Below are 23,242 nucleotides of genomic sequence, written 5' to 3'. Positions count from 1 at the left end.
ATACATGCTCAAGCTGCAGTTCATCTGCGCCGCTGGCTTTATATTTAAGCTGGAGGCTAGGTGAGGCGGGGCCAGCGAGCAGACTTTAACTGTGATTCATACAATTCATACAATTTAAGCGGGCTGTTTAAGTGTGGAATCTGGCTTTATTTGCATAACCTGGGATGCTGGAGCAGGAGCAAACGATCATAGTTGGCTTATGACTTTTGAGTGGGCTTAGTTGGCGTTTAGCAGGGTCTGGTGAATATCTTCAAGGGTACATTGAACAGCATGACTACGATAGACCTTAAGCGGGCACTTCAGGCATGGGGTGGCGGAAATTCTCCATTTAATTCTCTGATAAGTACCGGTATTCCAACACGAGTGGGAAAAAGTCCACTTAAATGGACGCGCAAAGTCACAAAAGCGCTATATACGTCCGGTTACCTGGAGAATTTCCAACTAAAGCTCATAAATGATGAAAAAGAACAGAATTAGGTGGAGGAAATCCCAATAAGGTCTGTAGTACGTTCGCAGACTCATACTTTGCGGGGCCTTTGACGCAAATTTTCAGCGGTTTAGCGTGAATTCTGCGGCACCATGTGCAAGCGCGGCAACCTTTTTTGGTATTTAGACTCCAAAGTACGTCTTCAAGCTTAGTTACTGGATGGCGCCCGAATAATCATTCCTGGTGTGTGTGCACTCCGCTGCAGAGGATGAAATACCGAAGAAGGCACACCATATACCTTGTTTATACAAAAACTACTTTATACTTACAGCTTAAAGCGTACCAGATCGGAGGAAGCATGATTATAACAACGGGCTTTGACCCGAATCCGGAAATCATCCTGCGTGCCCGGCGGCTTGCGGAGCATACCGGCACCGCCTTTGCACCGCGCGGGCGGTTGTCCATCCCGAAGATGGCAGAACGTTACGGGGATGCGGAAATCCTGGTGATTTTGCAGGAAGCCGTCCGGCTGATTACGCCTGACATGCCGGCGATGGAGTTTCACCCCAGTATGGGCTTTGTCCGGGCTAAGCGGATTCTGAAAGGGGAACCGGACCCTATTATTGAGGCTGCTGCGATGGAGCCCGGTGACAGCGTGCTAGACTGCACAGCAGGCCTGGGCAGCGATTCGCTGCTGTTCTCCGTTTACGGCGGAGAGAGCTCGTCTGTCACCGCACTAGAGAGCTCTCTTCCGCTGTATGCGCTGCTGCTTGAAGGGATGAGAGAGTATGTCTCCGGGCAGCCCAAAGTGAACGAGGCGCTGCGCCGCATCCGGGTCGTGCACAGTGACCACCTGCAGTATCTGCGGAGCCAGCCGGACAAGAGCGTGGACATCGTTTATTTTGATCCGATGTTCAGGGTGCCGCTTACGGATTCTTCGGCGATCTCCCCGCTGCGCCAGTTCGCGAACGATGCGGCACTGTCACCGGAAAGCGTGGCCGAGGCGGTCAGAGTTGCCCGCAAAACCGTTTTACTGAAAGAAAAAGCATTAAGCGGAGAATTCGCGCGTCTCGGATTTACCGAGCTCCTGCGCGGCAGCTCCAAAACTTCGTACGGGGTGATACGCAATTGACAACGAAGACCAAACATAAGGTTCTGGTGCTTCTGGGACCGACTGCAGTGGGCAAAACAAGGCTCAGCCTGGAACTCGCAGAAGCCTACGGGGCTGAAATTATTTCCGGTGATTCCATGCAGGTCTACCGGGGTATGGATATTGGGACCGCCAAGATTACACCGGAGGAGATGCGGGGGATCCCTCATCATCTGATTGATATTCATGATCCGGAGGATGCCTACTCCGCAGCTGAGTTTCAGGAACAGGGCAAGAGGCTGATTGAGGAGATCAGCTCGAGGGGGAAGCTGCCTTTTATTGTCGGCGGAACCGGACTCTACATTGAATCTCTCTGCTACGGATTCCGCTTCTCCGAAGCTGTCGCGGACGAGGCCTTCCGCAGTGAACAGGATGCCTTTGCTGAAGAGCACGGAGCGGAAGCGCTGCATGCCAGACTGGCTGCTGTGGACCCTGTCAGTGCGGCCCGGCTGCATCCGAATGACCGCCGCAGAATCATCCGCGCGCTGGAAATTCACCATCAGACAAAGGTTACACTTTCCGCTTCCCAGGAGGGCCAGAAGAAGGAATCTCCATATGAGCTGTGCCTCATAGGTTTGACAATGGACCGGAAAATACTATATAAACGTATTGAGGACCGAATCGACCAGATGCTGGCTAACGGGCTCATTGACGAGGTAAAAGGACTGCTGGAACACGGCTACAGCAGAAATCTTGTATCCATGCAGGGATTGGGCTACAAGGAAATTGCCGCTTATCTCGCGGGAGAACTTACGCTGGACGAGGCCGTGACACTGCTCAAACGCGATACCCGCCGCTTCGCCAAAAGACAGCTGTCATGGTTCCGCCACATGAAGGACATTCAGTGGATCGACGATTTCGATGATCAAAACTTTCTTGAGAATTTTCAAAAAATACGTGATATAATAGCAGGAAAGTTTCTCTCAGGTCTTGAATATACTTCTGAACAATCTAATTGAACCATTGGGGGTACGTCATATGAACAAGTCCATTAACATCCAAGATACGTTCTTGAACCAGCTGCGCAAAGAGAATATCCCTGCTACAGTATATTTGACCAACGGATTTCAGATTCGGGGAATCATCAAAGCGTTCGACAATTTCACCATTGTCATTGACAGCGACGGCCGTCAGCAAATGGTGTACAAGCATGCCATTTCCACCTTTACGCCGCAGCGCAGCGTATCGCTGATGCAGGACAACACAAGCGAAGAGTAACTTTTTATTGTTTTGAATCGAAACCTTTTTGTTTATAAATCGTTTGAATAGAGAGTGCGAGAGCAACCTGAGAAGGTTGTTCTTTTCATTCGTGCTCATACTTTGAAGATATTTCCGAAAGGGAGTCAGGAGGAACCATGTCCAGAGACGAAATATCCAGGACGAACCGTAATAGACAGAGACCCTCAGGCAGTTCAAGCTCCAAGGGGAAGCCAGGAAAGCCAAAGAAAAAGAAAAAGTTCTTAACGAAGAAGCGTGTGCTGTGGAGTATGTTTTTCGCTGTGGCGCTGGCGGTTTTTTGTGCGCTGGGCGGTTACCTGTTCATTATGCTCAACGGCTCGAAGCTGCTGGATGAGAACAGGGATAAGCTGACCGTTAACCCGACAACCAAAGTGTATGACCGTAATGCCAATCTGATCGGCGAGCTGTCGCTGGAAAAAAGTGATCCGGTAGAATATGAGGATATTCCGCCGCTGCTGGTGAATGCTTTTGTCGCGACCGAGGATAAAAGGTTCTTTGAGCACAAAGGTGTGGATCTATGGTCCATCGGCCGTGCGGCCGTGAAGGATATTGCGGCACGCAGCATGGTGGAAGGCGGCAGTACCATTACCCAGCAGCTGGCCAAAAATATCTTCCTGACGCGTGACAAAACCTTTTTCCGCAAAGCGACTGAGGTATCGATCGCAGTAGCGCTCGAGAAGCAGGAGACCAAGGAAGAGATTATTACGATGTACCTCAACCGGATCAATTTCGGAGGAACTGTATATGGCATCAAAGCGGCCTCCATCCGTTATTTTGGCAAAAGCAATCTGGAGGACTTGGATATTTGGGAAATGGCCACGCTGGCTGCAATGCCGAAGGGTCCTTCCCGTTACAATCCGCTGCGTAATCCGGACCTGTCCAAGGAACGCCGTGCGGTAGTGCTGACGCTCATGAATGAGCAGGGGTATATTACCCAGCAGGAAATGGAAGAAGCCAAAGCCGTAGATTACAACTATAAGCCGCCTGAGAGCAAGCAGCGTTACCAGGCATTTATCGATTATGCAATTGATGAGGCGGAAGAGAAGTTCGGACTTACGGAAGATGATCTGAATATCGGCGGATACAAAATCTACACTACCATGGATAAGCATGCCCAGGAGACGGTAGAGGATGCGTTCGCAGACAGTGAGAACTTCGAGGAAAGTGCGGATGAGGAAATCGTTCAGGGTTCGATGACGATCATCAACCAGGAGAACGGAAGTATTGTGGCGCTGCTCGGCGGACGTAACTATGAGAAAAAAGGATTCAGCCGTGTGAACGACAGCCGCAGATCTCCGGGCTCAGCCTTTAAGCCGCTGGTTGCATACGCTCCTGCGCTTGAATCGGGTAAGTTTACAAGTGATTCCATGCTGAGCAACGAGAAGCAGTGCTTCGGGAAATACTGCCCGAACAACCTGCACGGTTATTCGTCGACGATCAGCATGAGCGCAGCGATTACAAAGTCGGAAAATATTCCGGCCGTGTGGCTGCTGAATGAAATTGGCGTGGACACCGGATTCCAGTTCGCTAAGAATCTGGGAATCGGCCTTGCAGATGAAGACAAGAACCTGTCACTTGCGCTGGGCGGGATGAGCAAAGGGACCAATACGCTGGAGATGGCTCAGGCCTACAGTGCTTTTGCGAACGGGGGCGAGCTCCGCGATGCGTATTCGATTAAATCGATTACTAATAGTGACGGGGATACAGTTTACAAGGCAAATACTACACCAGAACGGGTCATGAGCGAGCAGACCGCTTACCAGATGACGGAGATGATGCAGGAGGTAGTACAGGACGGAACGGGCAGAAAGGCCAAGATCAGCCGCCCGGTTGCCGGTAAGACCGGTACTACCCAAAGCGGGTACGACGGCATCAGCTCCAACCGTGATGTCTGGTTTGTAGGCTACACTCCGGAATGGACTGCAGCCGTATGGATGGGGTATGACAAACCGAGTAAGACCCATTTGCTCAAGAACAGCAGTCCGCTAGCCGCGGCGTTCTGGGGTAAGGTGATGGAAGAAGCGCTTGAGGGGATAGAGGAGAAATCTTTCCCTAAGCCTAACAATGTGGTCAATGAAGAAGTAGTTGAACCGACGGAGACGCCGGAAGCTGTAGCCACGGTAAGCGGCCTGTCAGCCTCTTACGATTCTTCGACAATGACCGTCAATCTCAGCTGGGAGCCTGTTCCGGGTGACGGGGTGGAATACCGGATTTACCGCCGGGAATCCTCGGAGTCCGAATACAGTCCGGTCATGAATACGACGAATGCAAGTGTAGGCGATATAAGCGCCATGCCTGGACTGACCTATGAATATTATGTTACGGCATATTATCCTGAGCTGGATGTGGAAAGCGAGCCTTCCGGTGCAGTAACCATTGCCGTGCAGGATGAGCTTCAGACCCCTGAGCCCGTGCCTACTATTGATCCTAACCTTCCGACGGAGAGTCCGGAAGATGAATGGAACGAAGGCGAAGGTAATTGGAGCGGCAATAACGGGAATGGCAACGGAAATGGTAATGGTAACGGTAATGGTAACGTTAATGGAAATGGTAATGGTAATGGAAATGGAAACGGAAACGGCAATGGCAACGGGAATAATGGTAACGGCAACGGGAATGGTAACGGTGGTGGCAGCGGAAACGGGGACGGCAGCGGTAACACCGGCGGAAGTGAGACTCCGCCGGAAATAACCGCTCCGCCGGTTCCGGCAACACCGCCCCCTGCTCCTTCTCCGGAGGCTACGGCTGCTGCCGGGAATCCGGGACCGGACAACGGTACCAACGCCGGTGTAGATCCTGCCGCAGGCTTTGTAGACGAAAGCAGTGTGCAGTAGCAGTTGTTGCTTGCTGAGCAGTATTGCTTTTAAACTTTAGTAAGGACAGAATTGTGATTTTAGTACATTTACAGGTTAACGCCAGCTGTGGAATCACCTTTTATTTTAAAGGTGCACCCGGCTGGTGTTTTTTTGTTTAGACCCGCCGCAGGTTAAAAGAGATCATTTAAGGTTAGATAATACTATCTGCATCCTCACCCGGTCCTAGTCTATTTGTGAAGCAAAGCGGACTTCAGTTGACGCGGAGAGCAACAAAGAATTAACATATAAAGAAGGGGAAGCAATTGCCAAAGCAATAATGGTCCGAAGACGGCCGACTTTTTAAATTGCGCATCGAAGAAGAGCCGCACTTTGTGGGATATTTTATAAGAGAATTGTTAATAGAGGGATATCTGCTCAAGCATTTGTCCATGACTGAGGTTATGAGCTTTCAGGAATGAAATCACGGAGAGGGTAATTCATATGAAACGTAAATTCGGAGACCGGGCCAACTGGCGCCGGATTACGCGCCGCCATTTTGCTTGCCGCTATGTGGAAACACGGGAGTTCAGCGGATATATTACGCTCTATACGATTTACGGGCTGAAGGAACCCCTATGGAAAAGCTATGGCAGGCATACATACCGCATTGCGGACAAAGGTTATTCGTGGCTCCAGTATTTCCCCAAGGACAGCCACTATATTGTGACGGCTATGTTTGATGATCGGCAAAATATCGTACAATGGTATATCGACACCTGCAAGGTTCAGGGCGTTACGGATCAGGGGGTCCCCTGGTTTGATGACCTGTATCTGGACGTTGTAGTGCTTTGGAACGGAGAAGTGTATCTGCTGGATGAGGATGAACTGGAGGAAGCGCTGGAAAGAGGCGATATCACCGACAGTGACTACAATCTGGCCTGGGCAACCGCCAAGAATATTTTACGCAGCATAGATGCACATGCCTTTCCCTTTTTCTCTCTCTCTCTGAAGCAGCGTGCCGAATTGTTCCATCACGGAGAATTCAGGAGGAAATAACATGGAATGGTATGTGTATCAGCGGGGATCATCACCGATCCGCAAAGTTTCGGGCAAAAGGCGGTCCCGCCGCAAACGCCGCCTGGCTGTTGCCTGTGCGGTTGTTGCAGCGGCCGGCTTGCTCTGGTGTGCCGTCGTTTTTAACAAAATCAACAGCGCGGTAACCTCCTCACCAATGGCAGAAGCGGATGCGGGAGTTATTCTTGGCATGTCAATGTGGGGGGACGTACCGAGCCCGGGCCTGAAGGAACGGCTGGATTACGGGCTGCAGCTGTACCGGGAAGGCAAGTTCGGGCGGTTTATTGTATCGGGGGGACTTGACCAGGAAGGCTATAAGTATACCGAGGGCCAGGGGATGCGCAATTACCTGGTAGAGCAGGGCGTTCCGGATGAGGATATCCTTATGGAGAATGAAGCTACCAGCACCTATGAGAATCTTTTGTTCAGCAAGGAAATTATGGATCGCGAGGGGATGGCTTCAGCTATTATCATCACTCATTCCTTTCACGGAACCAGAGCCCTGGAAATTGCTGAGGAGCTTGGTTATACCGCGCCTGAGCTGGGGCTGACCGAGTCTGCAGTCATGTCGATGGCAAAGTATAAATCGCGCGAAATTCTGGCCTATACCAAATGGAAGCTGCAGCAGCTGTTTCTGTAATTTCCGCAAAGTGATAAATAATCAGAATCTGCTAATAAGAACTTGTTAACAGGAATAGACTTGAGGTAGAGCAGTCAGCCCTGGATAATGAGGTGATACCGATGAACGGACGCGCAGCGGCGGCAAGCGGGCGGGAGGAAGGCAGACCGTCCAGACAGATTAATATTGTGCTGCGGAATCAGGAGCCTCCGGCGGCAATCAGCGGGGCGCAAGAGAAATCCAATTGTACACTTCCTCCCAAAAGCAACAGCTACGGAGGATTGTTTCAGGAACTGAGCCGGGAACTCGATGGTCTGGTCGGTTTGGATAATATCAAGGAGCTTGTGTTTGAGATATATGCCCTGCTGCAGATTACCCAGATGCGGAGTGAAGCAGGGCTTGCCAGCGGCGGCCAGGCTTATCATATGGTGTTCAAGGGCAATCCCGGAACCGGCAAAACAACCGTGGCGAGAATCGTTGCCAAGCTGTTTCAGCGCATGGGTGTGCTGAATAAAGGGCATCTTATCGAAGTGGAGCGTGCGGATCTTGTAGGCGAGTATATCGGCCATACAGCGCAAAAAACCCGGGATCTGGTCAAAAAAGCGCTCGGCGGCATTTTATTCATTGATGAAGCTTACAGTCTGGCCCGCGGCGGCGATAAGGATTTTGGCAAGGAAGCTATTGATACGCTGGTCAAATCCATGGAGGATCACCGCAGCCAGTTTGTGCTGATTCTGGCCGGATATTCGGACGAGATCGATCATTTTCTGATGAGCAATCCCGGTCTGCCTTCACGGTTTCCGATTCAGGTGGAGTTTCCGGATTATTCGATCGACCAGCTGCTGCAGATTGCAGAGCTGATGGCCAAAGAGCGTGACTATATTCTGATGCCGCAGGCGATACTCAAGCTTAAGCAGCATTTATTGGTTGAAAAAACAGAGAGCTTTCATGCTTTCAGCAATGCCCGCTATGTCCGTAACGCTATAGAGAAGGCTGTGCGTGCCCAGGCGGTGCGCCTGCTTCATCAATACGAGAGCGCAAGTCCCGGCAAGCAGGAGCTCATGACGCTCAGGACAGAGGATTTTAAGTTGTAAACATAAGGGTAATAGAGAGTAATATACACATTTAAAGGTGCAGAGATAAGGAGTACTAAACTTATGGCTACAACACATGACACACAGACAGACGTTCAAGACCGTGCAGTCCTGGTCAGTCTCGTTACAGACAAAATCAAGCGTACCGGTATAGATCCAGAGCTGTCACTGCAGGAGCTGGTTCTTTTGGCTGAAACGGCCGGTGTAGAGGTACTGGATGTCCTCCGCCAAAATAAAGAAACCCCTGACCCCAAATGGTTCATCGGCAAAGGTAAAGTAGAAGAGCTGCGCATGGCGGCAGACGGCTTGGGTGCCAATACGGCGATCTTCGACCAGGAGCTGTCCGGGGCCCAGGTACGGAATCTGGAAGAGGCACTGGATCTGAAAATTATCGACCGTACGCAGCTGATCCTTGATATCTTTGCCGGACGGGCGAAGACCCGGGAAGGCATCATTCAGGTAGAGCTTGCACAGCTCTCCTATCTGCTGCCCCGTTTATCGGGACAGGGCAAAAATTTGTCCAGGCTCGGCGGAGGTATCGGCACCAGGGGACCGGGGGAAAGCAAGCTGGAGACGGACCGCCGGCATATCCGGGGGAGGATTGATGAGCTTAAGCGCCAGCTTGAAGATGTGGTGAAGACCCGTGAGCTGCACCGTGAGCGCCGCCGCAAGAGCGGTGCGGTACAGGTCGCGCTTGTCGGGTATACCAATGCCGGTAAATCCACATTGCTGAAGCAGCTGACTGACGCTGATGTATATATCGAGAACCAGCTGTTTGCTACGCTCGATCCTACTTCACGTGTGCTTCAGCTGCCAGGCGGCAAAGACGTAGTGCTTACGGATACAGTCGGCTTTATCCAGAACCTTCCGCATGATCTGGTGGCTTCCTTCCGGGCTACCCTGGAGGAAGTGAATGAAGCAAACCTCGTGCTGCATGTAGTCGATGCTTCGTCCCCGATGCGGGAGGAGCAGATGGAGGTTGTGCAGTCCATCCTGCAGGATCTTGGCGCAGCGGGCAAACCGCAAATCGTGCTGTTTAATAAAAGTGACATTTGCGGGGACGAACAGCTGGAAATGCTGCCGTCAGGTCCCGGTTTTTTGAAGATCAGCGCCTTTAATCCGGAGGATCTGGCGAAGATCACGGAGGTAATTGCGGACCAATTGGCCGGGGATACACTGACCTTCCGGATTCCCGGAGACAGGGGAGATGTTGTATCGCTGCTCTACCGGGTAGGGGAAGTGCTGGAACAGAACTATGACGAGAATGATGTTCTCTACAATGTCCGGCTGAATAAAGAGGACTATTCCAAATGGAGCTACAAACTGGAAGAGTATGTTGTAGAGCAATAAGTAACAGCTGCTCAAGTTAAGATAGGATGGTTTTTCTGAGTCCCTGCAGAGCATGAAGAAGGTTTCGGCTGGTGCTGAAGCCGGACTTAAGCTTTGCGGGGCTGACTTTTGATGGCAAGTAAATGTGATGTAAGGAGAGAAAAAGGGGAAATGGTTGTTTTTGCAGAGGATTTATTACAGGCGGCGGAGGCTGCAGAGCTTGAAATTGAAGGTGCGGTAAAAGAGCTGGACCGGGTTGTAGACCACAATCAGTGGAAGGTCATCCAGGCGTTTCAGCGTCAGCAGGTCAGCGATTTCCATTTTGCCGGTTCGACAGGATATGCTTATAATGACCGGGGCCGTGAGGTGCTGGATCTTGTCTATGCCGAGGTATTCGGCGCAGAGGCCGCGCTGGTGCGTCCCCATTTCGCTTCCGGTACCCATACCATATCAACGGCGCTCTTTGGCGTATTGCGTCCGGGAGACGAGCTGCTGTACATTACAGGCCGTCCTTACGATACACTCCACAAGGTAATCGGCAAACCCGGAGACGGAACAGGCTCTTTGGCGGATTATGGAATCACTTACCGGGAGACAGCGCTTACGGCAGACGGTAAAATTGATTGGGATGAGGTTGCCCTGGCTGTTAACGGCAAGACTAAGGTTGTCGGTATTCAAAGATCGCGCGGCTATGACTGGCGTTCTTCCTTTACTGTGGCTGAAATCGGTGAGATGGTGACCAGGATCAAATCTTTGAAACCGGATGTCATCGTATTCGTAGATAACTGCTATGGTGAGTTTACGGAAAAACTTGAGCCTCCGCAGGTCGGTGCGGATCTGATTGCAGGTTCGCTGATCAAGAACCCCGGCGGAGGAATTGCCGAGACTGGCGGCTACATCTGCGGGCGGCGTGATCTTGTTGAATTGTCGGCATACAGGCTGACAGCACCCGGGATCGGCGGGGAAGTGGGTGCGATGCTGGGGACGACCCGCGGCCTGTACCAGGGGCTGTTCATGGCTCCGCACACTGTGGGACAAGCGGTTAAAGGCAGTATTTTTGCCGCTGCCGTGTTCCAGCGCTGCGGGTTCCAGACGAAGCCGGCCTGGAATGAACCGCGTACGGATCTGATTCAGGCCGTCGCCTTCGATGGACCGGAGCATCTGATTGCTTTTGTACAGGGAATCCAGAAGGCGGCAGCCGTGGACAGCCATGTCGTTCCGGAGCCTTGGGATATGCCGGGGTACGAGCATCCTGTCATCATGGCGGCAGGTACGTTCATCCAGGGCGGCAGCTTGGAATTATCTGCAGATGCGCCAATCAGAGCGCCTTATATCGGCTACATGCAGGGCGGTTTGACCTATTCGCATGTGAAATACGGGGTACTAATGTCCCTGCAGAGTATGAGGGAACGTAAACTTTTATAAAGAGTATTGTAAAGAAAACTCACACACCATTGACACGCCAAATTAAGAAATGTACAATGAGATGAGAAAAAGATCATTGGAAGGTTGGATGAGTCATGGGTGATGAAATCCGCAGAAATATGGCACTATTTCCTATAGGCATTGTAATGAAGCTTACTGATTTATCTGCCAGACAAATTCGTTATTATGAGCAGCACAGCCTGATCGTTCCGGCACGCACATCCGGTAACCAGCGTTTGTTCTCATTCAACGATGTCGAGCGCCTGCTGGAAATCAAAGCGTTAATCGAGAAGGGTGTTAACATTGCCGGTATTAAGCAGGTCATGAACCCTGTCTCGAAGGAGTCTGAAGAAGCTACGGTAATAACCCCTGACACAGAAGTTAGACGTAGAGAGTTGTCTGATTCGCAGCTTCACCGTTTGCTGAAGCAGGAGCTGGTTTCCGGTAAGAGGCCGGGACAAGTATCTCTTATTCAAGGTGAACTATCCCGGTTTTTTAATAAATAACATAAAGAGACTTGAAAGGGAGAGGGTAACGTGAGTTTTTCTAAAGAGGATATTCTACGTATCGCAAAGGAAGAAAATGTACGTTTTATTCGCCTGCAATTTACCGATCTGCTCGGTACAATCAAGAATGTTGAGATTCCCGTTAGCCAACTCGAAAAAGCACTCGATAATAAAATGATGTTTGACGGTTCCTCCATCGAAGGTTATGTGCGTATCGAAGAATCTGATATGTATCTTTACCCTGACCTCAGCACTTGGGTAATCTTCCCGTGGGTGACTGACAGCCGTGTTGCACGCCTGATTTGTGATGTGTACATGCCTGACGGAACGCCTTTTGCCGGCGACCCGCGCGGTATTCTCAAACGCTGCCTGAAGGAAGCTGAAGAGATGGGTTATACAGCCATGAACGTCGGTCCTGAGCCGGAATTCTTCCTGTTCAGAACGGACGAGAAGGGCAATCCGACTACTGAGCTGAACGACCAGGGCGGATACTTTGACCTTGCACCGATGGATCTCGGGGAGAACTGCCGCCGTGAGATCGTGTTGACCCTTGAAGAGATGGGCTTCGAAATTGAAGCTTCCCACCATGAAGTGGCTTCCGGCCAGCATGAAATTGACTTTAAATATGCAGACGCAATCAAGGCTGCGGACCAGATTCAGACCTTTAAGCTTGTCGTGAAGACAGTTGCCCGTCAGCATGGCCTGCATGCTACATTTATGCCTAAGCCGCTGTTTGGTATGAACGGTTCCGGTATGCACGCACACCAATCCCTGTTCAAAGGCAGCGAGAATGTATTCTACGATGAGAGCGATACACTTGGACTGAGCAAAACAGCCCGTTATTACATGGCAGGTATCCTGAAGCATGCACGTGCTTTTGCCGCCATTACTAACCCGACTGTCAACTCTTACAAACGTCTGGTTCCTGGTTATGAAGCACCTTGCTATGTGGCATGGTCTGCCAGCAACCGCAGTCCGATGATCCGTATTCCGGCTTCCAGAGGACTCAGCACACGGATTGAGGTTCGTAACCCGGATCCGGCAGCTAACCCTTACCTTGCACTTGCTGTAATGTTGAAGGCAGGTCTGGACGGCATCAAACGCCAGCTTGACCTCCCGGCTCCAATCGACCGCAACATCTATGTGATGTCTGAGGAAGAGCGCATTGAAGAAGGCATCCCAAGCCTGCCAGCCGACCTGAAGGAAGCGCTGAACGAGCTGATCCGCAGCCATGTCATCACCGAAGCCCTCGGCGAGCATGCACTGGCCCACTTCTACGAGCTAAAAGAAATCGAGTGGGACATCTATCGGACACAAGTACACGAATGGGAAAGAGATCAGTACATGACTCTTTACTAGGATAAAGCAGCCCTTGGCGCGAAAGCGTCGGGGGCTTTTTTTGTGGGATGGGAAGGGGATTAGAAGCTCGACATTTGAGGTGCTTTTATAGCCAACGTATTTACGAACTTACGGTAGTAACCCCGGACAATCAAAAAGTTAGTACCGTTGCTTGCTTGATCAGAGAATATCCGCTTTTTTCCATACTGGGCGGAAGCGTTCTATGCAGCATGGACCCACTGCTTTAGCAATGTATATTTACGTAACGCAGTCAAAGACTTGTAGCATCAAGCCTTTGACTGCCGTTGCATATTTCTTTCAATCTGTTACAGGCTGCTGAACACAATATTCCGCAGCTTGCGGGTGACAGGGAGAGTGCCGGCGTCTTTTTTCTGCACCATAAACAGTACGCTCAGCGCGTCCTGAGGGCTGTTCGTGAAATAAGCGCCAAGCCAGCCGTGCCAGCCGTATTCACCTTTGCTGCCGATATGTCCGGCTTGGCCGGGCTCGGTCATAATGCGCATCTGGTTGCCATAGCTGTGACCGCAGCGAGAATGCCATAAGGTGAAGCCCTTTTGCTGTAGCGGCGTTAAGCCAGCCGAAGTCATATACTGCACAGTTCTTGGTTTGAGCAGCTGGTGCCCGTGGAGACTTCCGTTGTTCAAAAGCATGGTGGTGAATTTGGCCGCGTCATCGATCGTAGAGGCAAGTCCGGCTCCGCCGGATTCAAATGCCGGTTCGCGGTCAAAGTGGTGATTAACTCCCAGTTGACTGTCATCATATCGCTTAAGTCCGCCTGCCCCGTTATCCTGATAGGTTCTGGCGAGCCGGCTTCGCTGCTCAACAGTCAGCCAGAAGCCGGTATCCTTCATGCCCAGCGGCCCGAAAAATTCCTTCTGCAGAAATTCCCCGTATCGCATGCCGCATACTGCTTCCACAACTGCGCCGAGTACATCCCCTGAAGTTCCATACTGCCAGAATGATCCCGGCTCGAATGCAAGCGGACCCTGGCCCAGCCTGTCTGCGAATTCCATAGTAGTCATCGGATTCTCGCCGAACATGCGGCTGCTCAGTTCATGAATCAGCGTTTCTGTATGTTGCCCCGCCGGATCTGTACCGCCGTAGACAAGTCCAGAAGTCATATTCAGCAGATCATGGATGTTGGCTTCTCGTACTGGAGACGTCAGTCTGCCGTCCTTAACTACTTTTTGATTACGGAATCCGGGTATGTAATGGCTTACAGGATCAAACAGATCCAGTTCTCCCCGTTCCAGAAGCAGCATGATGGCTGCCGCGGTCACAGGCTTGCTCATGGAATATAAGCGGAATATGGAATCTCTGCTTATGGGACGCCCCGCCTCAATATCAGCCAGGCCGTCCTCATGATAAAATACTTCTTCGCCGTTTTTAATGACCATAAAGTTAGCACCGGCAATCTCGTTGTTAGCAATACTGGTACTGAGCGTTTTGGTCAGCTGTGCGGTTGTGCCTGAATCGAGCATGGTCTGTCTCCTTTTTAGCAGTTTTTAATGAGTATATTAAGTGCTTTAATGAAGCTTGTATAGTGATATTGCTGTGACATCCCCCAATTATGAACTACATACTTTTATAGACGCATCTGATTCCTCCGGGAATGTAATAAAAAACTGTGACATCAATGAGGAGGTAACTCTTCGCCTGCCTGGCATATTAATATATTTTTCACTCAATTTTCACACCTGGGAAAATAGCTTAAACCCTAGAGCACGTAAGGAGAATTTAATAGATTTACTACACGAATGGATCTCCAGTTTACCCAGCTATATTAGGGGTTTGTTTAAAGATTTGAGCTGCGAAAGTTGAGTTAATAATTACATTGTTAAATCTGCCGCTGTGATTAGCAGCTTTATTTCGTTAACGGGCAGGATAGTTGAACAAGATAAGTGGACGTTTTTATGCCGCATATGACGCAAACTGTGCTTCATAAGAGAAAGACAGCCTATAGGCATGATTTGAATAGGTCAATTGCTAAAGACTGTTTCAAAATTAACTGTTATGTATGTAAATTTGTTTGAATGCCGTTTTCAATTGCTTTAGCTAATCCTTCTGGATTCTCCCAAGCCATAGAATGCCAGCGATTTGCTGTGTATTTGAAGTCAGAGTCATCGGGTTTGTCACTATAACCGGCACCAAAAAGATCAACAATAATATAACGGTGTCCTTTTAACGCTTCTTGAGTTGCCACTTGTGGATAATCGAACGAGCCAGTACATCCTAGGCCATGTATAAATAAAATGGTTTTTTTTCTCCTGGGAAATCACTATAACGAAGCATACAATTCGCGGTTTTAACAAAAAACTCTTTCATATAAAAACTCCCTTTCTATACTGAATTACTTTCAAACTTTACCACTAAATTTGGAATCTTTATATATTGATCGGTTTGCTTATTATGCAGTACGAAGATGCGGACTATTAATACCTAATGCGCCTTAAGGAAGAGAAGATCGTTTTGATAACGAAATAATGTTTTTATCCTTATCGTCACCATGGTCGGCATTTTCTTCGATCTCTTTTTTCTCATCGTGAAACTCGACAAGAGAATGGGCCGTGATGTAGTCAAAGGGAGTGTAATTATTACTAGGCAATTTTCTTGTAAGTAATAGCTTGACAATGATGATTCCCAATAAGATATTTACAAGGCCGAATGATCCAACAAGCGTGACTTGCACAAAGTTCATTGATAAAACCCCCTTTGTTTAATTTTATAATTTAATGTTAATATTTTCAATTTCAATTCATGAATTCTGTAAACTAAACAAACCCCGGGATTTCCATCCCGGGGTTTCATTTACTTCATTTTATCCAGCGCTGCCTGCATCTGCTCCTCATTACTTTTTACAGCTTCGCTGTCAGGAGTGTCGGCACCGCGTAACACATATTTGGAGTTCTGATAAAAATCGAAGGCAAAATCGCCGGCAGGCGTTCCTTCGTTGGCCCGTTCCACAACGACTGCTTTGAAGATATTGGTCAGCATATATTCTGCGTCTTCTACCTGGGACAAATAATTCTGAGCGGTGAATTCCTCAACTATCTGTGATTGGAAATCCGACATTTCTTCGGCAGAAGGCTGATAGTCCCGGGCCAGTATTTCAACAGCATCGGCCTTTTGAGTGGCTTCTGTATCGGATTGGGCGATTTGCTTAATTGCTGATTCCCAATGGATGGATGGCGCTCCGGATGGTGCAGAGTCAGCGCTTGGTGAAGCCGCCGGTGCTTCAGTAGAAGCTGGCTCAGCAGCTGGCTGATCTGGAGCTTCGGTTGCGCTAACATCCGGCTGTGCTTGTTCAGTAGCCGCGGGTTCAGCTTGATCAGCAGTGTCTTCACCTCCGACTGACCATCCAATGACCCCTACGATAACTACGGCAATGACCCAAAACATCCATTGTTTATAAAATGGCCTCTTCAAAACTTTTCCCCCTTAAATATTACTGAAAACAATTTACCCGGATTATTGATTTCAGACCCAATTAATTTAATTGTTTGATACAATTGAAATACGTTATTTTATCCAAATGTCAGGAGGCGTCATATGAAATATATCGGATATGCTGTGATGCTGCTTGGCTTTCTGGTATGGTTCGCCGGTATCGGGCTGCAGGCACGGCATTTTGGTGAAACTGAAAAGCTGGTTATCCTTGCAGGGCAGTTGACGGTTGTGGCAGGAGGGATAGCCCAGATGATCATTAAAAGGATATTCAGCAAGAGAAGCAAATAATGCAAGCTTTTTAAGCCGCAAAACGATAAAGCCGGATCCTTCGGACCCGGCCCAGACGCAAACAAATTTTATTCACCAGTGTAACTTTTAACGTTTAAATAGCCTTTTCAACCTCACCGCCGTTCTCATAGGTTATGCTGTCGATCATCACCGCAATTTTTCCCGATGGAACCTCGAGAAGATATTCTGTATTACACTCCGCGAGCAGCAGCTGCATTCCCATAGGCGATAATAAGGAAATCTTGCCTGCCGACGGTTCGGTGTAAGCGGGAAACACAATCGTATGAGTGTCCGTATAGCCGTCCTCCAAATAACGCAAGTTCAGCCTGCTTCCTATTAATACGCGTGAATTGAGCTTGTCTTCGCTGAAATCGGACAGAAGCTCCTCCAGAGCGGCGCAGTATCTGTTAATCAATTCTTCGGCACTATTTTTAAGCCTGGTGCTGCCATTGCAATAAGAATTAAGAAATCCGTTTCTCTCTTCGTCAAAATAAATCAGCTGCTGAATCAGCTGGGTTCTTGAGCTTTGATAGAGTAGACTACGGTTCATAGTAGATTTCACCCCCTCTAAGAACAACATCCCTTGCTGCTGGATTAACCCTTTGTAACATGTGTATCCCTCCTGATCATTAATGGCACAGCCTCTCCGCTGAGAAGGATGTACAAATAAAGACCTCCGGCTGCGGAGACCTTCACAACAGTATAACAGCTTCCTAAAGAATAACCAATCATTGACAAAGTAAAGGCGTAAGCGACTTATTGTAAAATAGTGTATGAAAAACAATTGACCCGTGACCCGCTTGATGTTAAGCTAGGCTGAACGTAAGGCATTTTGCAGGAGACTGCGGGGTGCCTTGCTGCTTGTTTATCATCTGTGCCAAGGGGTGATGCGCCATGTGCATTTCGCTGGTTTCGTTAACAAGTGTTCCTATCCAAACGTAAATACGCATTTCAGATCTTTATAATTAAAGGAGAACGTGATGATTCAGGTAAAAGAGTTTGTCGATGGCGATAATTTTTATGCGGAGAATAAGGCCAATGAATTCCTTAAAGGACTTAGTGAGGAGCAGGTGGTGAATATCTGTTACGGTTCAGTGGTGAAATCATCGCGTGACGGGGCAGAGCACCAACGAAGCACAATACTGGTGGTGTACAAAACAGATGAAAAATAACAGCTGGAACTCGTTTTTCACCTTTTTGTCGCTGACTTCGACCTTATCGATTGTCATCCTGGTCTGCTATTTTGCTGTCACATCGTTCTGATCGTATAGAAGAAAACGTCCTTTTTCCCTGGCGGGGAGAGGGCGTTTTCATTTACAGAATGTCCCATATCAGGTATATTGGGAGTACTGATGACAAAGGAGTGTATGTGAAATGTCGGTGTATCCCGGTGCTTTTTTTCTGAGTGGATTAGGTCTATTCTCTATACTGATATGGCTGGTTACGGCGGCGGCATGTGTATACGCTTTTATTCTGTTTGTGAAGCTGGCCCGCAGAGGAATTGTTGCTCTGGATTTGTACATACACGCCAAAAACCTTGAAATACGCAGTACCTACGAATCCGCAGGCAAGGGGGAGTTCCGGTGAAAGCTCCATACAAAGTGCTGGAAAGCGATGCAGATCTGTTCACTGCGGCCTTGGCCCAGGTAAAAGTTTATGTCGTGCAACTGGTCAACGGACGCCCGCATGTCATTGCTGACTATGCCGGGCCTGTGCAGAGATGGACGCCGGATGATGTGATGATTGCGGGGATGCTGTATCAGCGGGATGAATTTGAGTTTCGCGTGCGTCTGTCTATTACGAAGTAACAGTTCCTGTACATGTCTGTTCATAGTTAACTGTCACTATTAAATAGAAAACTGCCGGATCACACAGGCACAGAAGGTTGGCATTGCATCTCTTATACTATCAAAAGTAAAAGAGGTGTAATGATGACACAGACTGAACGTGCAAGAATACGCAGGGCGCTTAGAGCGCTGCAGGCACAGCGTGCGGTTTTGCTGGAAAGACTTGAGGAAATCAATGAGAACCTGCGCCGGATCCCGAATCCCAGCCGGGCCAGACGTGAACTGCTGGCAGCCAGAGCATCGATCAGAGAAGCATTGCGCTTAAACCGTGTCGCGAGCAGACTCTTGCGCAGTATCCTGTAACTGTAAAATGATATTTAAGTATGATGAGGCATCCTGCGGGATGCCTTTTTGCTTATTCCGGAATAAACAGCCCCGCGTCGGTACAATGAGGTTGGATTTATTCCCGAATCGTTACCCGTGTTCCAATAGGAATGATCGCAGCGAGGGCCACTACATCTTCATTGTACATCCGGATACAGCCCAGTGACACCATGTGCCCGATAGAGGCAGGGTTATTCGTTCCGTGAATGCCGTAATGCGGCTTGGACAATCCCATCCAGAAGGCGCCAAAAGGCCCGCCGGGGTTAGGCTGCTTATTGATAATGGTGTATTCGCCGACAGGGGAGGCAGTGAGGACCTTACCGATCCCGACCGGGAACCCCCGGGTAACCTTATCGTTATCCAGCAGATACAGCATTCGTTGGGACAGGTCGACAATAATCCGGTAATTAGGCATGGGGCAGCACTCCTTTGTTAACAGGATATGTGCCGGGAGTCTTTACGGTTCAGGAACTTTCAGGATATTGGCAAAATAAAAAGACCGCTTCGCCAGGGAGGCGGTGCAGTCTTCAGGGAGAGTTAATTTTTAGTGGATGTCACGGAAAAGTCCGATGACTCTGCCTAATATCGTTACGCGGTTAAGGCGGAGAGGTTCGTAGGCCGGATTCTCCGGCTGCAGCCGGATATGGTCACGTTCCTTGTAGAAGGTCTTGACAGTTGCTTCATCTTCTTCTGTCATGGCAACAACAATATCACCATTGTCAGCAGTCTGCTGCTGGCGGACGATGACATAATCGCCGTTCATGATGCCAGCTTCAACCATACTGTCTCCGAGGACAGAAAGCATAAATACCTTGTTATCCCCTACATAATGAGTAGGGAGCGGAAAATAGTCTTCAATATTCTCAGTTGCGGTAATCGGTAAACCGGCGGTGACTTTACCGACGACAGGGATCCGGGTAACTGTCTGAACGAACTGATGCACATTCTCGGAATCTTCCTGGCCTAGCAGCTCAATGGCACGCGGTTTGGTCGGGTCGCGGCGGATCAGGCCTTTCTTCTCCAGACGGTCCAGATGACCATGCACAGTGGAACTGGAGGCCAGGCCTACAGCTTCGCCGATTTCCCGGACGGAAGGAGGATATCCCTTGCTGCGGACTTCGTTACGTATAAATTCCAGGATCGCCAGCTGGCGACTCGAGATCTTTGACATCGGAATCAACCCCATATGATATGTTTGGGAAAATTATAACATAGAACTGCCGTTCGTACAAACATAAGTTCTAACTATCTGCATTTTTGGCAAAAACAAAACTGCGAACAGCTGTTCGAAAAAACTGTTGATCAAAACACATGTTCGTGTTATATTATTTTCGAAAGTAAGAACAAGTGTTTGGAGGCCGATAATTATGTTAAAATACAGTACATACCGCAGCATTTACGATGAACCCCGTCAGGTGCAGGCTGCCAGTAATCATTCCGCTTCAGCTTATATGAACGAAACTAAAGGTTCCGCTGTTGATAAGTTAACATCAATTATGAGAGTGCTTCGCCAGGTTAGCCTTGTTAAGCTTGTGCTGGTGCTCATGTTAGTAATTTCCGGCTTTACTGTTGTAGGCAATGTGTTCGCAGGTTCAACATCTTTGATTACCGAGAGCAAGCGGGTTGTAGTCGAGCGAGGAGATACACTGTGGAGTATTGCACTGGAGAACAAACCCTCCAATATGAAGACCGCAGTTTATATAGAAGGAATTAAACAAACCAGCGGTTTGAAAGATACCAGGATCAAGGCCGGGGATGTTCTGACTTTGCCTGTGTATTAATGCTTAGTGTCTGTTATACTTAATCTCTAAGAGCTTTCAGGGAGCAAACCTTGACAAGCTCTTTTTCTCATGGCAAAGTTAAAATGATATTTATAGGGAGGGAAAAGAATTGAATATTGATGAATTGGTCGCACGCATCAACGAATTGGCCCGTAAGCAGAAAAGTGACGGCCTGACTGAAGAGGAACTGGCAGAACGCGCCAAGCTCCGCGAAATCTATCTGGGCAACATCCGCCGCAACTTCCGCGCCCAGCTGGATACCATTGAGATTGTGGATGAAGACGGGAATGGACAAGGCAGCAAGGGACCGTTACAGTAACCTTTTGTCTTTTTCATAGATATTTCAGAATGACTAGGGGGAACTTAGATGGCCCGTTCTTGGGAAAGAATGGTTCAACGCAACACACAGCAGGTCAACAAGCAAAGAAAGAAGCAGGGGAAGGACTCCATTTATGCTGCTTCGTCTAAATCAGCTGCCAAGAGCACTGAGGTTTTTAAGGGCCGCAACATTGTATTTCCGGTAGTGCTAATGCTGCTTGGAATCATGTTCTGGGTGGTCGGTTCCATTGATGAGGTGCAGGGACAGGGCGTTCTGGCGAATTGGCTGGGGGTAGTGCTGTATTTTGCACTTGCGGCGCTGTTGTTCTTCCGCAGACCGTATTTGAAGGTAGAACGCGATAGAGTTTCTACAATTAAATACAACCGCGAACGGTTTCTGAAGGCTTCAGAAATTGAGAAAATCACATTGTCCCGCAATGTTGTAATTCTGAAGTACAAAGGCAAACGCAAGCAATGGCTTTTCTCCAAACTGATTAACCGTTATGACACTGAGGCGATGGGTGCAAGCCTTGCGCAGTTCGCCAAGTCCAACAATATTGAAGTAGTGCACGAGTAGAACCAGCACAGGGAGAGGGAGAACGATAATGCCGATTAACGCCGTACTATTTGACCTTGACGATACACTGCTTTGGGATGAGCGGAGTATTGAGGAAGCATTCCAGTATGCCTGTGAAGCTGCGGGAGATTCCATTGACCCCAAAGAACTGGAAATTGCCGTCCGCAGGGAAGCAAGAAGCCTTTATGAATCATACGAGACGTTTCCTTTTACCAAAATGATCGGTATTAATCCTTTTGAAGCGCTGTGGGCGAATTTTTCGGCCGGCGAGCAGCAGGAATTCCGCCAGCTGGAGCAGCTTGCTCCCGGTTACCGGAAGGAATCGTGGCGCAGAGGTTTGGCGTCGCTTGGCGTAGATGATGAACAACTGGCGGATACGCTGGCCTCCAGATTTGCTGCTGAGCGCCGTAACCGGCCTTACATGTATGAGGAAACACTGCAGATTCTGGATGAGCTGAAAGGTAAAGTCAAGCTGCTGCTGCTTACGAACGGCTGTCCTGCCCTACAGCAGGAGAAGCTGGACGGAGTGCCTGACCTGATCCCTTACTTTGACCACATTGTCATCTCAGGCAGTTTCGGCAAAGGAAAGCCGGATAAGGAAATTTTCCAGCATGCACTTTCCCTGCTTGATATTTCCCCTGAACAGGGAATGATGGTCGGCGATAAATTGACGACGGATATTCTCGGCGGGCGGACCACTGGTCTCACAACCGTCTGGATCAACCGTACCGGCAAAACTCCGAACCCGGAGATTCAGCCGGACTATGAGATCAAGCATCTCTCTGAGCTGCTCCCGCTGGTGCAAACTTTATAATATTATTTACACAAGGGGTGTCCCGGAGCCGTTCGGCTTGAGGGGCATCCTTTTTCTATATAAAGAGCGGCTGGAATATATCTGTATATGATCCTGGTCACAAAAATATAGGCAATATAGAATCCCATCTCCGAAAAAGCGACTATGTTGTGTATAATAAGTAGAAGAATGAGTGACGCATAATGTAAGTTCTATGGAACGACCGGTCAAGCGCAAGATTGTCCAATGTACATCACCTTATCCTCGGGAGGAATCCGGATGAACAAACCGAAACAATGGATGGCTCTGATAAGTATTGCTGCAATAACGGTGCTTGGCGGCTGTTCCGGTAACAACAGTGAACATGACCATATGCATACAGCAGCAGATGTATCCATGGAGCCTATCAAGGTGGAGCTGAGCTGGAGTCCGGCGGATATTTCTGTCAACCAGATGGTAATCTTCGAGGCAGTGGTTACCCAGGAGGGGGAACCGGTGGATGATGCCAGAGAGGTGGTTTTTGAGATTGTGAATTCCGGGGATGAAACGCAAAAGTTGGAGCTGGCAGGAGAATCTGCAGGTAACGGTACATATATAGCGGAAGGAAGCCTTAACCAGGAAGGCACATACAAGGTTACTTCACATGTAACAGCACGGACACAGCATTCCATGCCGTCCAAAGAGCTTTCAGTGCTGCCATAAAAAGATGAAAAACGGCATTATAACAATAAACTATAATGCAGAAAAGGCTGGAAGGCTGTTCGATTCCGCTTTATTCTGCTAAACTTACTCTAATGTTTTTCTGGGGGGATATGAAGTGGCTAAATATACACTTGCTGAAAGCTTGCAG

Annotated in this window: 28 protein-coding genes; 21 read left to right on the top strand and 7 right to left on the bottom strand. The window is 49.0% G+C overall.

Features of this window, described 5'->3' with window-relative positions:
• The first annotated feature begins 785 nt into the window (after nt 1-785).
• The 11 genes from C2I18_RS28900 to glnA all read left to right on the top strand — a co-directional run bounded on the left by C2I18_RS28900 (nt 786) and on the right by glnA (nt 13,017).
• Nucleotides 786-1,559, top strand: a complete 774-nt coding sequence (locus C2I18_RS28900) for a class I SAM-dependent methyltransferase (protein ID WP_249899128.1) — start codon at nt 786-788, stop codon at nt 1,557-1,559.
• Nucleotides 1,556-2,536 (top strand): tRNA (adenosine(37)-N6)-dimethylallyltransferase MiaA, encoded by a 981-nt coding sequence (miaA, locus tag C2I18_RS28895; protein ID WP_249899127.1) that lies wholly within the window; start codon nt 1,556-1,558, stop codon nt 2,534-2,536. The genes C2I18_RS28900 and miaA overlap by 4 nt, the downstream gene beginning before the upstream one ends.
• Nucleotides 2,537-2,555: 19 nt before the next feature.
• The gene (gene hfq / locus C2I18_RS28890; RefSeq protein ID WP_249899126.1) at nt 2,556-2,795 is read left to right on the top strand and encodes an RNA chaperone Hfq; all 240 of its coding nucleotides are present in this window, start codon (nt 2,556-2,558) and stop codon (nt 2,793-2,795) included.
• 137 nt (nt 2,796-2,932) lie between these two features.
• Nucleotides 2,933-5,650: a transglycosylase domain-containing protein gene (locus C2I18_RS28885; protein ID WP_249899125.1), complete on the top strand. Its 2,718-nt coding sequence runs from the start codon at nt 2,933-2,935 to the stop codon at nt 5,648-5,650.
• A gap of 462 nt (nt 5,651-6,112) precedes the next feature.
• Entirely contained in the window at nt 6,113-6,667 is a 555-nt protein-coding gene (locus C2I18_RS28880) for a ribonuclease FAU-1 family protein (protein ID WP_249899124.1), read from the top strand.
• A 1-nt stretch (nt 6,668) separates the two neighbouring features.
• Nucleotides 6,669-7,325 (top strand): YdcF family protein, encoded by a 657-nt coding sequence (locus tag C2I18_RS28875; RefSeq protein WP_249899123.1) that lies wholly within the window; start codon nt 6,669-6,671, stop codon nt 7,323-7,325.
• Between the two features lie 101 nt (nt 7,326-7,426).
• Nucleotides 7,427-8,398, top strand: a complete 972-nt coding sequence (locus tag C2I18_RS28870) for an AAA family ATPase (RefSeq protein ID WP_249899122.1) — start codon at nt 7,427-7,429, stop codon at nt 8,396-8,398.
• 63 nt (nt 8,399-8,461) lie between these two features.
• On the top strand, nt 8,462-9,748 hold the full coding sequence (hflX, locus tag C2I18_RS28865) for a GTPase HflX (RefSeq protein WP_249899121.1): 1,287 nt from the start codon (nt 8,462-8,464) through the stop codon (nt 9,746-9,748).
• Nucleotides 9,749-9,898: 150 nt separating this feature from the next.
• Nucleotides 9,899-11,152 carry a methionine gamma-lyase family protein gene (locus C2I18_RS28860; RefSeq protein ID WP_249902287.1) on the top strand — a complete coding sequence of 418 codons (1,254 nt, stop codon included), beginning with the start codon at nt 9,899-9,901 and terminating at the stop codon, nt 11,150-11,152.
• Nucleotides 11,153-11,247: 95 nt separating this feature from the next.
• The gene (locus tag C2I18_RS28855; protein WP_019910684.1) at nt 11,248-11,658 is read left to right on the top strand and encodes a MerR family transcriptional regulator; all 411 of its coding nucleotides are present in this window, start codon (nt 11,248-11,250) and stop codon (nt 11,656-11,658) included.
• Nucleotides 11,659-11,688: 30 nt separating this feature from the next.
• Nucleotides 11,689-13,017: a type I glutamate--ammonia ligase gene (gene glnA / locus C2I18_RS28850; RefSeq protein WP_249899120.1), complete on the top strand. Its 1,329-nt coding sequence runs from the start codon at nt 11,689-11,691 to the stop codon at nt 13,015-13,017.
• Nucleotides 13,018-13,322: 305 nt separating this feature from the next.
• Here glnA and C2I18_RS28845 read toward each other — a convergent pair whose 3' ends face one another.
• From C2I18_RS28845 to C2I18_RS28830, 4 genes are all read right to left on the bottom strand, one after another.
• On the bottom strand, nt 13,323-14,498 hold the full coding sequence (locus tag C2I18_RS28845) for a serine hydrolase domain-containing protein (RefSeq protein ID WP_249899119.1): 1,176 nt from the start codon (nt 14,496-14,498) through the stop codon (nt 13,323-13,325).
• A 530-nt stretch (nt 14,499-15,028) separates the two neighbouring features.
• Nucleotides 15,029-15,220 (bottom strand): hypothetical protein, encoded by a 192-nt coding sequence (locus C2I18_RS28840; protein ID WP_249899118.1) that lies wholly within the window; start codon nt 15,218-15,220, stop codon nt 15,029-15,031.
• A gap of 246 nt (nt 15,221-15,466) precedes the next feature.
• Complete coding sequence (locus tag C2I18_RS28835) at nt 15,467-15,715, bottom strand: DUF3951 domain-containing protein (RefSeq protein ID WP_249899117.1); 249 nt, start codon at nt 15,713-15,715, stop codon at nt 15,467-15,469.
• Nucleotides 15,716-15,825: 110 nt separating this feature from the next.
• A complete protein-coding gene (locus tag C2I18_RS28830; protein WP_249899116.1) occupies nt 15,826-16,416 on the bottom strand; it encodes a hypothetical protein in 591 nt (196 codons plus the stop codon).
• A gap of 150 nt (nt 16,417-16,566) precedes the next feature.
• Here C2I18_RS28830 and C2I18_RS28825 point away from each other — a divergent pair, with 150 nt between their 5' ends.
• On the top strand, nt 16,567-16,752 hold the full coding sequence (locus C2I18_RS28825) for a hypothetical protein (protein ID WP_249899115.1): 186 nt from the start codon (nt 16,567-16,569) through the stop codon (nt 16,750-16,752).
• 94 nt (nt 16,753-16,846) lie between these two features.
• On the opposite strand, the gene C2I18_RS28820 is transcribed toward C2I18_RS28825, so the two are convergent.
• Complete coding sequence (locus tag C2I18_RS28820; protein WP_249899114.1) at nt 16,847-17,302, bottom strand: GreA/GreB family elongation factor; 456 nt, start codon at nt 17,300-17,302, stop codon at nt 16,847-16,849.
• 430 nt (nt 17,303-17,732) lie between these two features.
• Between C2I18_RS28820 and C2I18_RS28815 the strand changes: the two genes are divergently transcribed.
• The 4 genes from C2I18_RS28815 to C2I18_RS28800 all read left to right on the top strand — a co-directional run bounded on the left by C2I18_RS28815 (nt 17,733) and on the right by C2I18_RS28800 (nt 18,902).
• The gene (locus C2I18_RS28815) at nt 17,733-17,924 is read left to right on the top strand and encodes a sporulation protein Cse60 (protein ID WP_249899113.1); all 192 of its coding nucleotides are present in this window, start codon (nt 17,733-17,735) and stop codon (nt 17,922-17,924) included.
• Between the two features lie 202 nt (nt 17,925-18,126).
• The gene (locus C2I18_RS28810) at nt 18,127-18,339 is read left to right on the top strand and encodes a hypothetical protein (RefSeq protein WP_249899112.1); all 213 of its coding nucleotides are present in this window, start codon (nt 18,127-18,129) and stop codon (nt 18,337-18,339) included.
• Nucleotides 18,336-18,560, top strand: a complete 225-nt coding sequence (locus C2I18_RS28805; RefSeq protein WP_249899111.1) for a hypothetical protein — start codon at nt 18,336-18,338, stop codon at nt 18,558-18,560. Before C2I18_RS28810 ends, C2I18_RS28805 begins: the two co-directional genes overlap by 4 nt.
• 120 nt (nt 18,561-18,680) lie before the next feature.
• Nucleotides 18,681-18,902, top strand: a complete 222-nt coding sequence (locus C2I18_RS28800; protein WP_249899110.1) for a hypothetical protein — start codon at nt 18,681-18,683, stop codon at nt 18,900-18,902.
• Nucleotides 18,903-18,999: 97 nt separating this feature from the next.
• Here the strand turns inward: C2I18_RS28800 and C2I18_RS28795 are convergent, their stop codons facing one another.
• Both C2I18_RS28795 and lexA read right to left on the bottom strand, forming a co-directional pair.
• The gene (locus C2I18_RS28795; protein WP_249899109.1) at nt 19,000-19,338 is read right to left on the bottom strand and encodes a L,D-transpeptidase; all 339 of its coding nucleotides are present in this window, start codon (nt 19,336-19,338) and stop codon (nt 19,000-19,002) included.
• 129 nt (nt 19,339-19,467) lie between these two features.
• Nucleotides 19,468-20,094, bottom strand: a complete 627-nt coding sequence (gene lexA / locus C2I18_RS28790; RefSeq protein ID WP_249899108.1) for a transcriptional repressor LexA — start codon at nt 20,092-20,094, stop codon at nt 19,468-19,470.
• A gap of 196 nt (nt 20,095-20,290) precedes the next feature.
• Here lexA and C2I18_RS28785 point away from each other — a divergent pair, with 196 nt between their 5' ends.
• From C2I18_RS28785 to C2I18_RS28765, 5 genes are all read left to right on the top strand, one after another.
• Complete coding sequence (locus C2I18_RS28785; protein WP_249899107.1) at nt 20,291-20,704, top strand: LysM peptidoglycan-binding domain-containing protein; 414 nt, start codon at nt 20,291-20,293, stop codon at nt 20,702-20,704.
• A gap of 109 nt (nt 20,705-20,813) precedes the next feature.
• Nucleotides 20,814-21,023: a DUF896 domain-containing protein gene (locus C2I18_RS28780; RefSeq protein WP_249899106.1), complete on the top strand. Its 210-nt coding sequence runs from the start codon at nt 20,814-20,816 to the stop codon at nt 21,021-21,023.
• A 48-nt stretch (nt 21,024-21,071) separates the two neighbouring features.
• Nucleotides 21,072-21,599 (top strand): hypothetical protein, encoded by a 528-nt coding sequence (locus C2I18_RS28775; RefSeq protein WP_249899105.1) that lies wholly within the window; start codon nt 21,072-21,074, stop codon nt 21,597-21,599.
• 28 nt (nt 21,600-21,627) lie between these two features.
• Complete coding sequence (locus C2I18_RS28770) at nt 21,628-22,413, top strand: HAD family hydrolase (protein WP_249899104.1); 786 nt, start codon at nt 21,628-21,630, stop codon at nt 22,411-22,413.
• A gap of 258 nt (nt 22,414-22,671) precedes the next feature.
• Nucleotides 22,672-23,094, top strand: a complete 423-nt coding sequence (locus C2I18_RS28765) for a FixH family protein (RefSeq protein ID WP_249899103.1) — start codon at nt 22,672-22,674, stop codon at nt 23,092-23,094.
• The last annotated feature ends 148 nt before the right edge of the window (nt 23,095-23,242 follow it).

The organism is Paenibacillus sp. PK3_47, from assembly GCF_023520895.1.
Lineage (GTDB): Bacteria > Bacillota > Bacilli > Paenibacillales > Paenibacillaceae > Paenibacillus_AQ.
This window is presented reverse-complemented; position numbering and strand designations above follow the sequence as displayed.

Coding starts and splice junctions, on each gene's coding strand:
- C2I18_RS28785 (WP_249899107.1), top strand. CDS start 20,291: ATGTTAAAATACAGTACATACCGCAGCATTTACGATGAACCCCGTCAG.
- lexA (WP_249899108.1), bottom strand. CDS start 20,094: ATGTCAAAGATCTCGAGTCGCCAGCTGGCGATCCTGGAATTTATACGT.
- hfq (WP_249899126.1), top strand. CDS start 2,556: ATGAACAAGTCCATTAACATCCAAGATACGTTCTTGAACCAGCTGCGC.
- C2I18_RS28810 (WP_249899112.1), top strand. CDS start 18,127: ATGTCGGTGTATCCCGGTGCTTTTTTTCTGAGTGGATTAGGTCTATTC.
- C2I18_RS28815 (WP_249899113.1), top strand. CDS start 17,733: ATGATTCAGGTAAAAGAGTTTGTCGATGGCGATAATTTTTATGCGGAG.
- C2I18_RS28795 (WP_249899109.1), bottom strand. CDS start 19,338: ATGCCTAATTACCGGATTATTGTCGACCTGTCCCAACGAATGCTGTAT.
- C2I18_RS28775 (WP_249899105.1), top strand. CDS start 21,072: ATGGCCCGTTCTTGGGAAAGAATGGTTCAACGCAACACACAGCAGGTC.
- C2I18_RS28885 (WP_249899125.1), top strand. CDS start 2,933: ATGTCCAGAGACGAAATATCCAGGACGAACCGTAATAGACAGAGACCC.
- C2I18_RS28875 (WP_249899123.1), top strand. CDS start 6,669: ATGGAATGGTATGTGTATCAGCGGGGATCATCACCGATCCGCAAAGTT.
- C2I18_RS28860 (WP_249902287.1), top strand. CDS start 9,899: ATGGTTGTTTTTGCAGAGGATTTATTACAGGCGGCGGAGGCTGCAGAG.
- C2I18_RS28765 (WP_249899103.1), top strand. CDS start 22,672: ATGAACAAACCGAAACAATGGATGGCTCTGATAAGTATTGCTGCAATA.
- hflX (WP_249899121.1), top strand. CDS start 8,462: ATGGCTACAACACATGACACACAGACAGACGTTCAAGACCGTGCAGTC.
- C2I18_RS28770 (WP_249899104.1), top strand. CDS start 21,628: ATGCCGATTAACGCCGTACTATTTGACCTTGACGATACACTGCTTTGG.
- C2I18_RS28880 (WP_249899124.1), top strand. CDS start 6,113: ATGAAACGTAAATTCGGAGACCGGGCCAACTGGCGCCGGATTACGCGC.
- C2I18_RS28855 (WP_019910684.1), top strand. CDS start 11,248: ATGGGTGATGAAATCCGCAGAAATATGGCACTATTTCCTATAGGCATT.
- C2I18_RS28870 (WP_249899122.1), top strand. CDS start 7,427: ATGAACGGACGCGCAGCGGCGGCAAGCGGGCGGGAGGAAGGCAGACCG.
- C2I18_RS28820 (WP_249899114.1), bottom strand. CDS start 17,302: ATGAACCGTAGTCTACTCTATCAAAGCTCAAGAACCCAGCTGATTCAG.
- C2I18_RS28830 (WP_249899116.1), bottom strand. CDS start 16,416: ATGTTTTGGGTCATTGCCGTAGTTATCGTAGGGGTCATTGGATGGTCA.
- C2I18_RS28825 (WP_249899115.1), top strand. CDS start 16,567: ATGAAATATATCGGATATGCTGTGATGCTGCTTGGCTTTCTGGTATGG.
- C2I18_RS28900 (WP_249899128.1), top strand. CDS start 786: ATGATTATAACAACGGGCTTTGACCCGAATCCGGAAATCATCCTGCGT.
- C2I18_RS28835 (WP_249899117.1), bottom strand. CDS start 15,715: ATGAACTTTGTGCAAGTCACGCTTGTTGGATCATTCGGCCTTGTAAAT.
- C2I18_RS28800 (WP_249899110.1), top strand. CDS start 18,681: ATGATGACACAGACTGAACGTGCAAGAATACGCAGGGCGCTTAGAGCG.
- C2I18_RS28845 (WP_249899119.1), bottom strand. CDS start 14,498: ATGCTCGATTCAGGCACAACCGCACAGCTGACCAAAACGCTCAGTACC.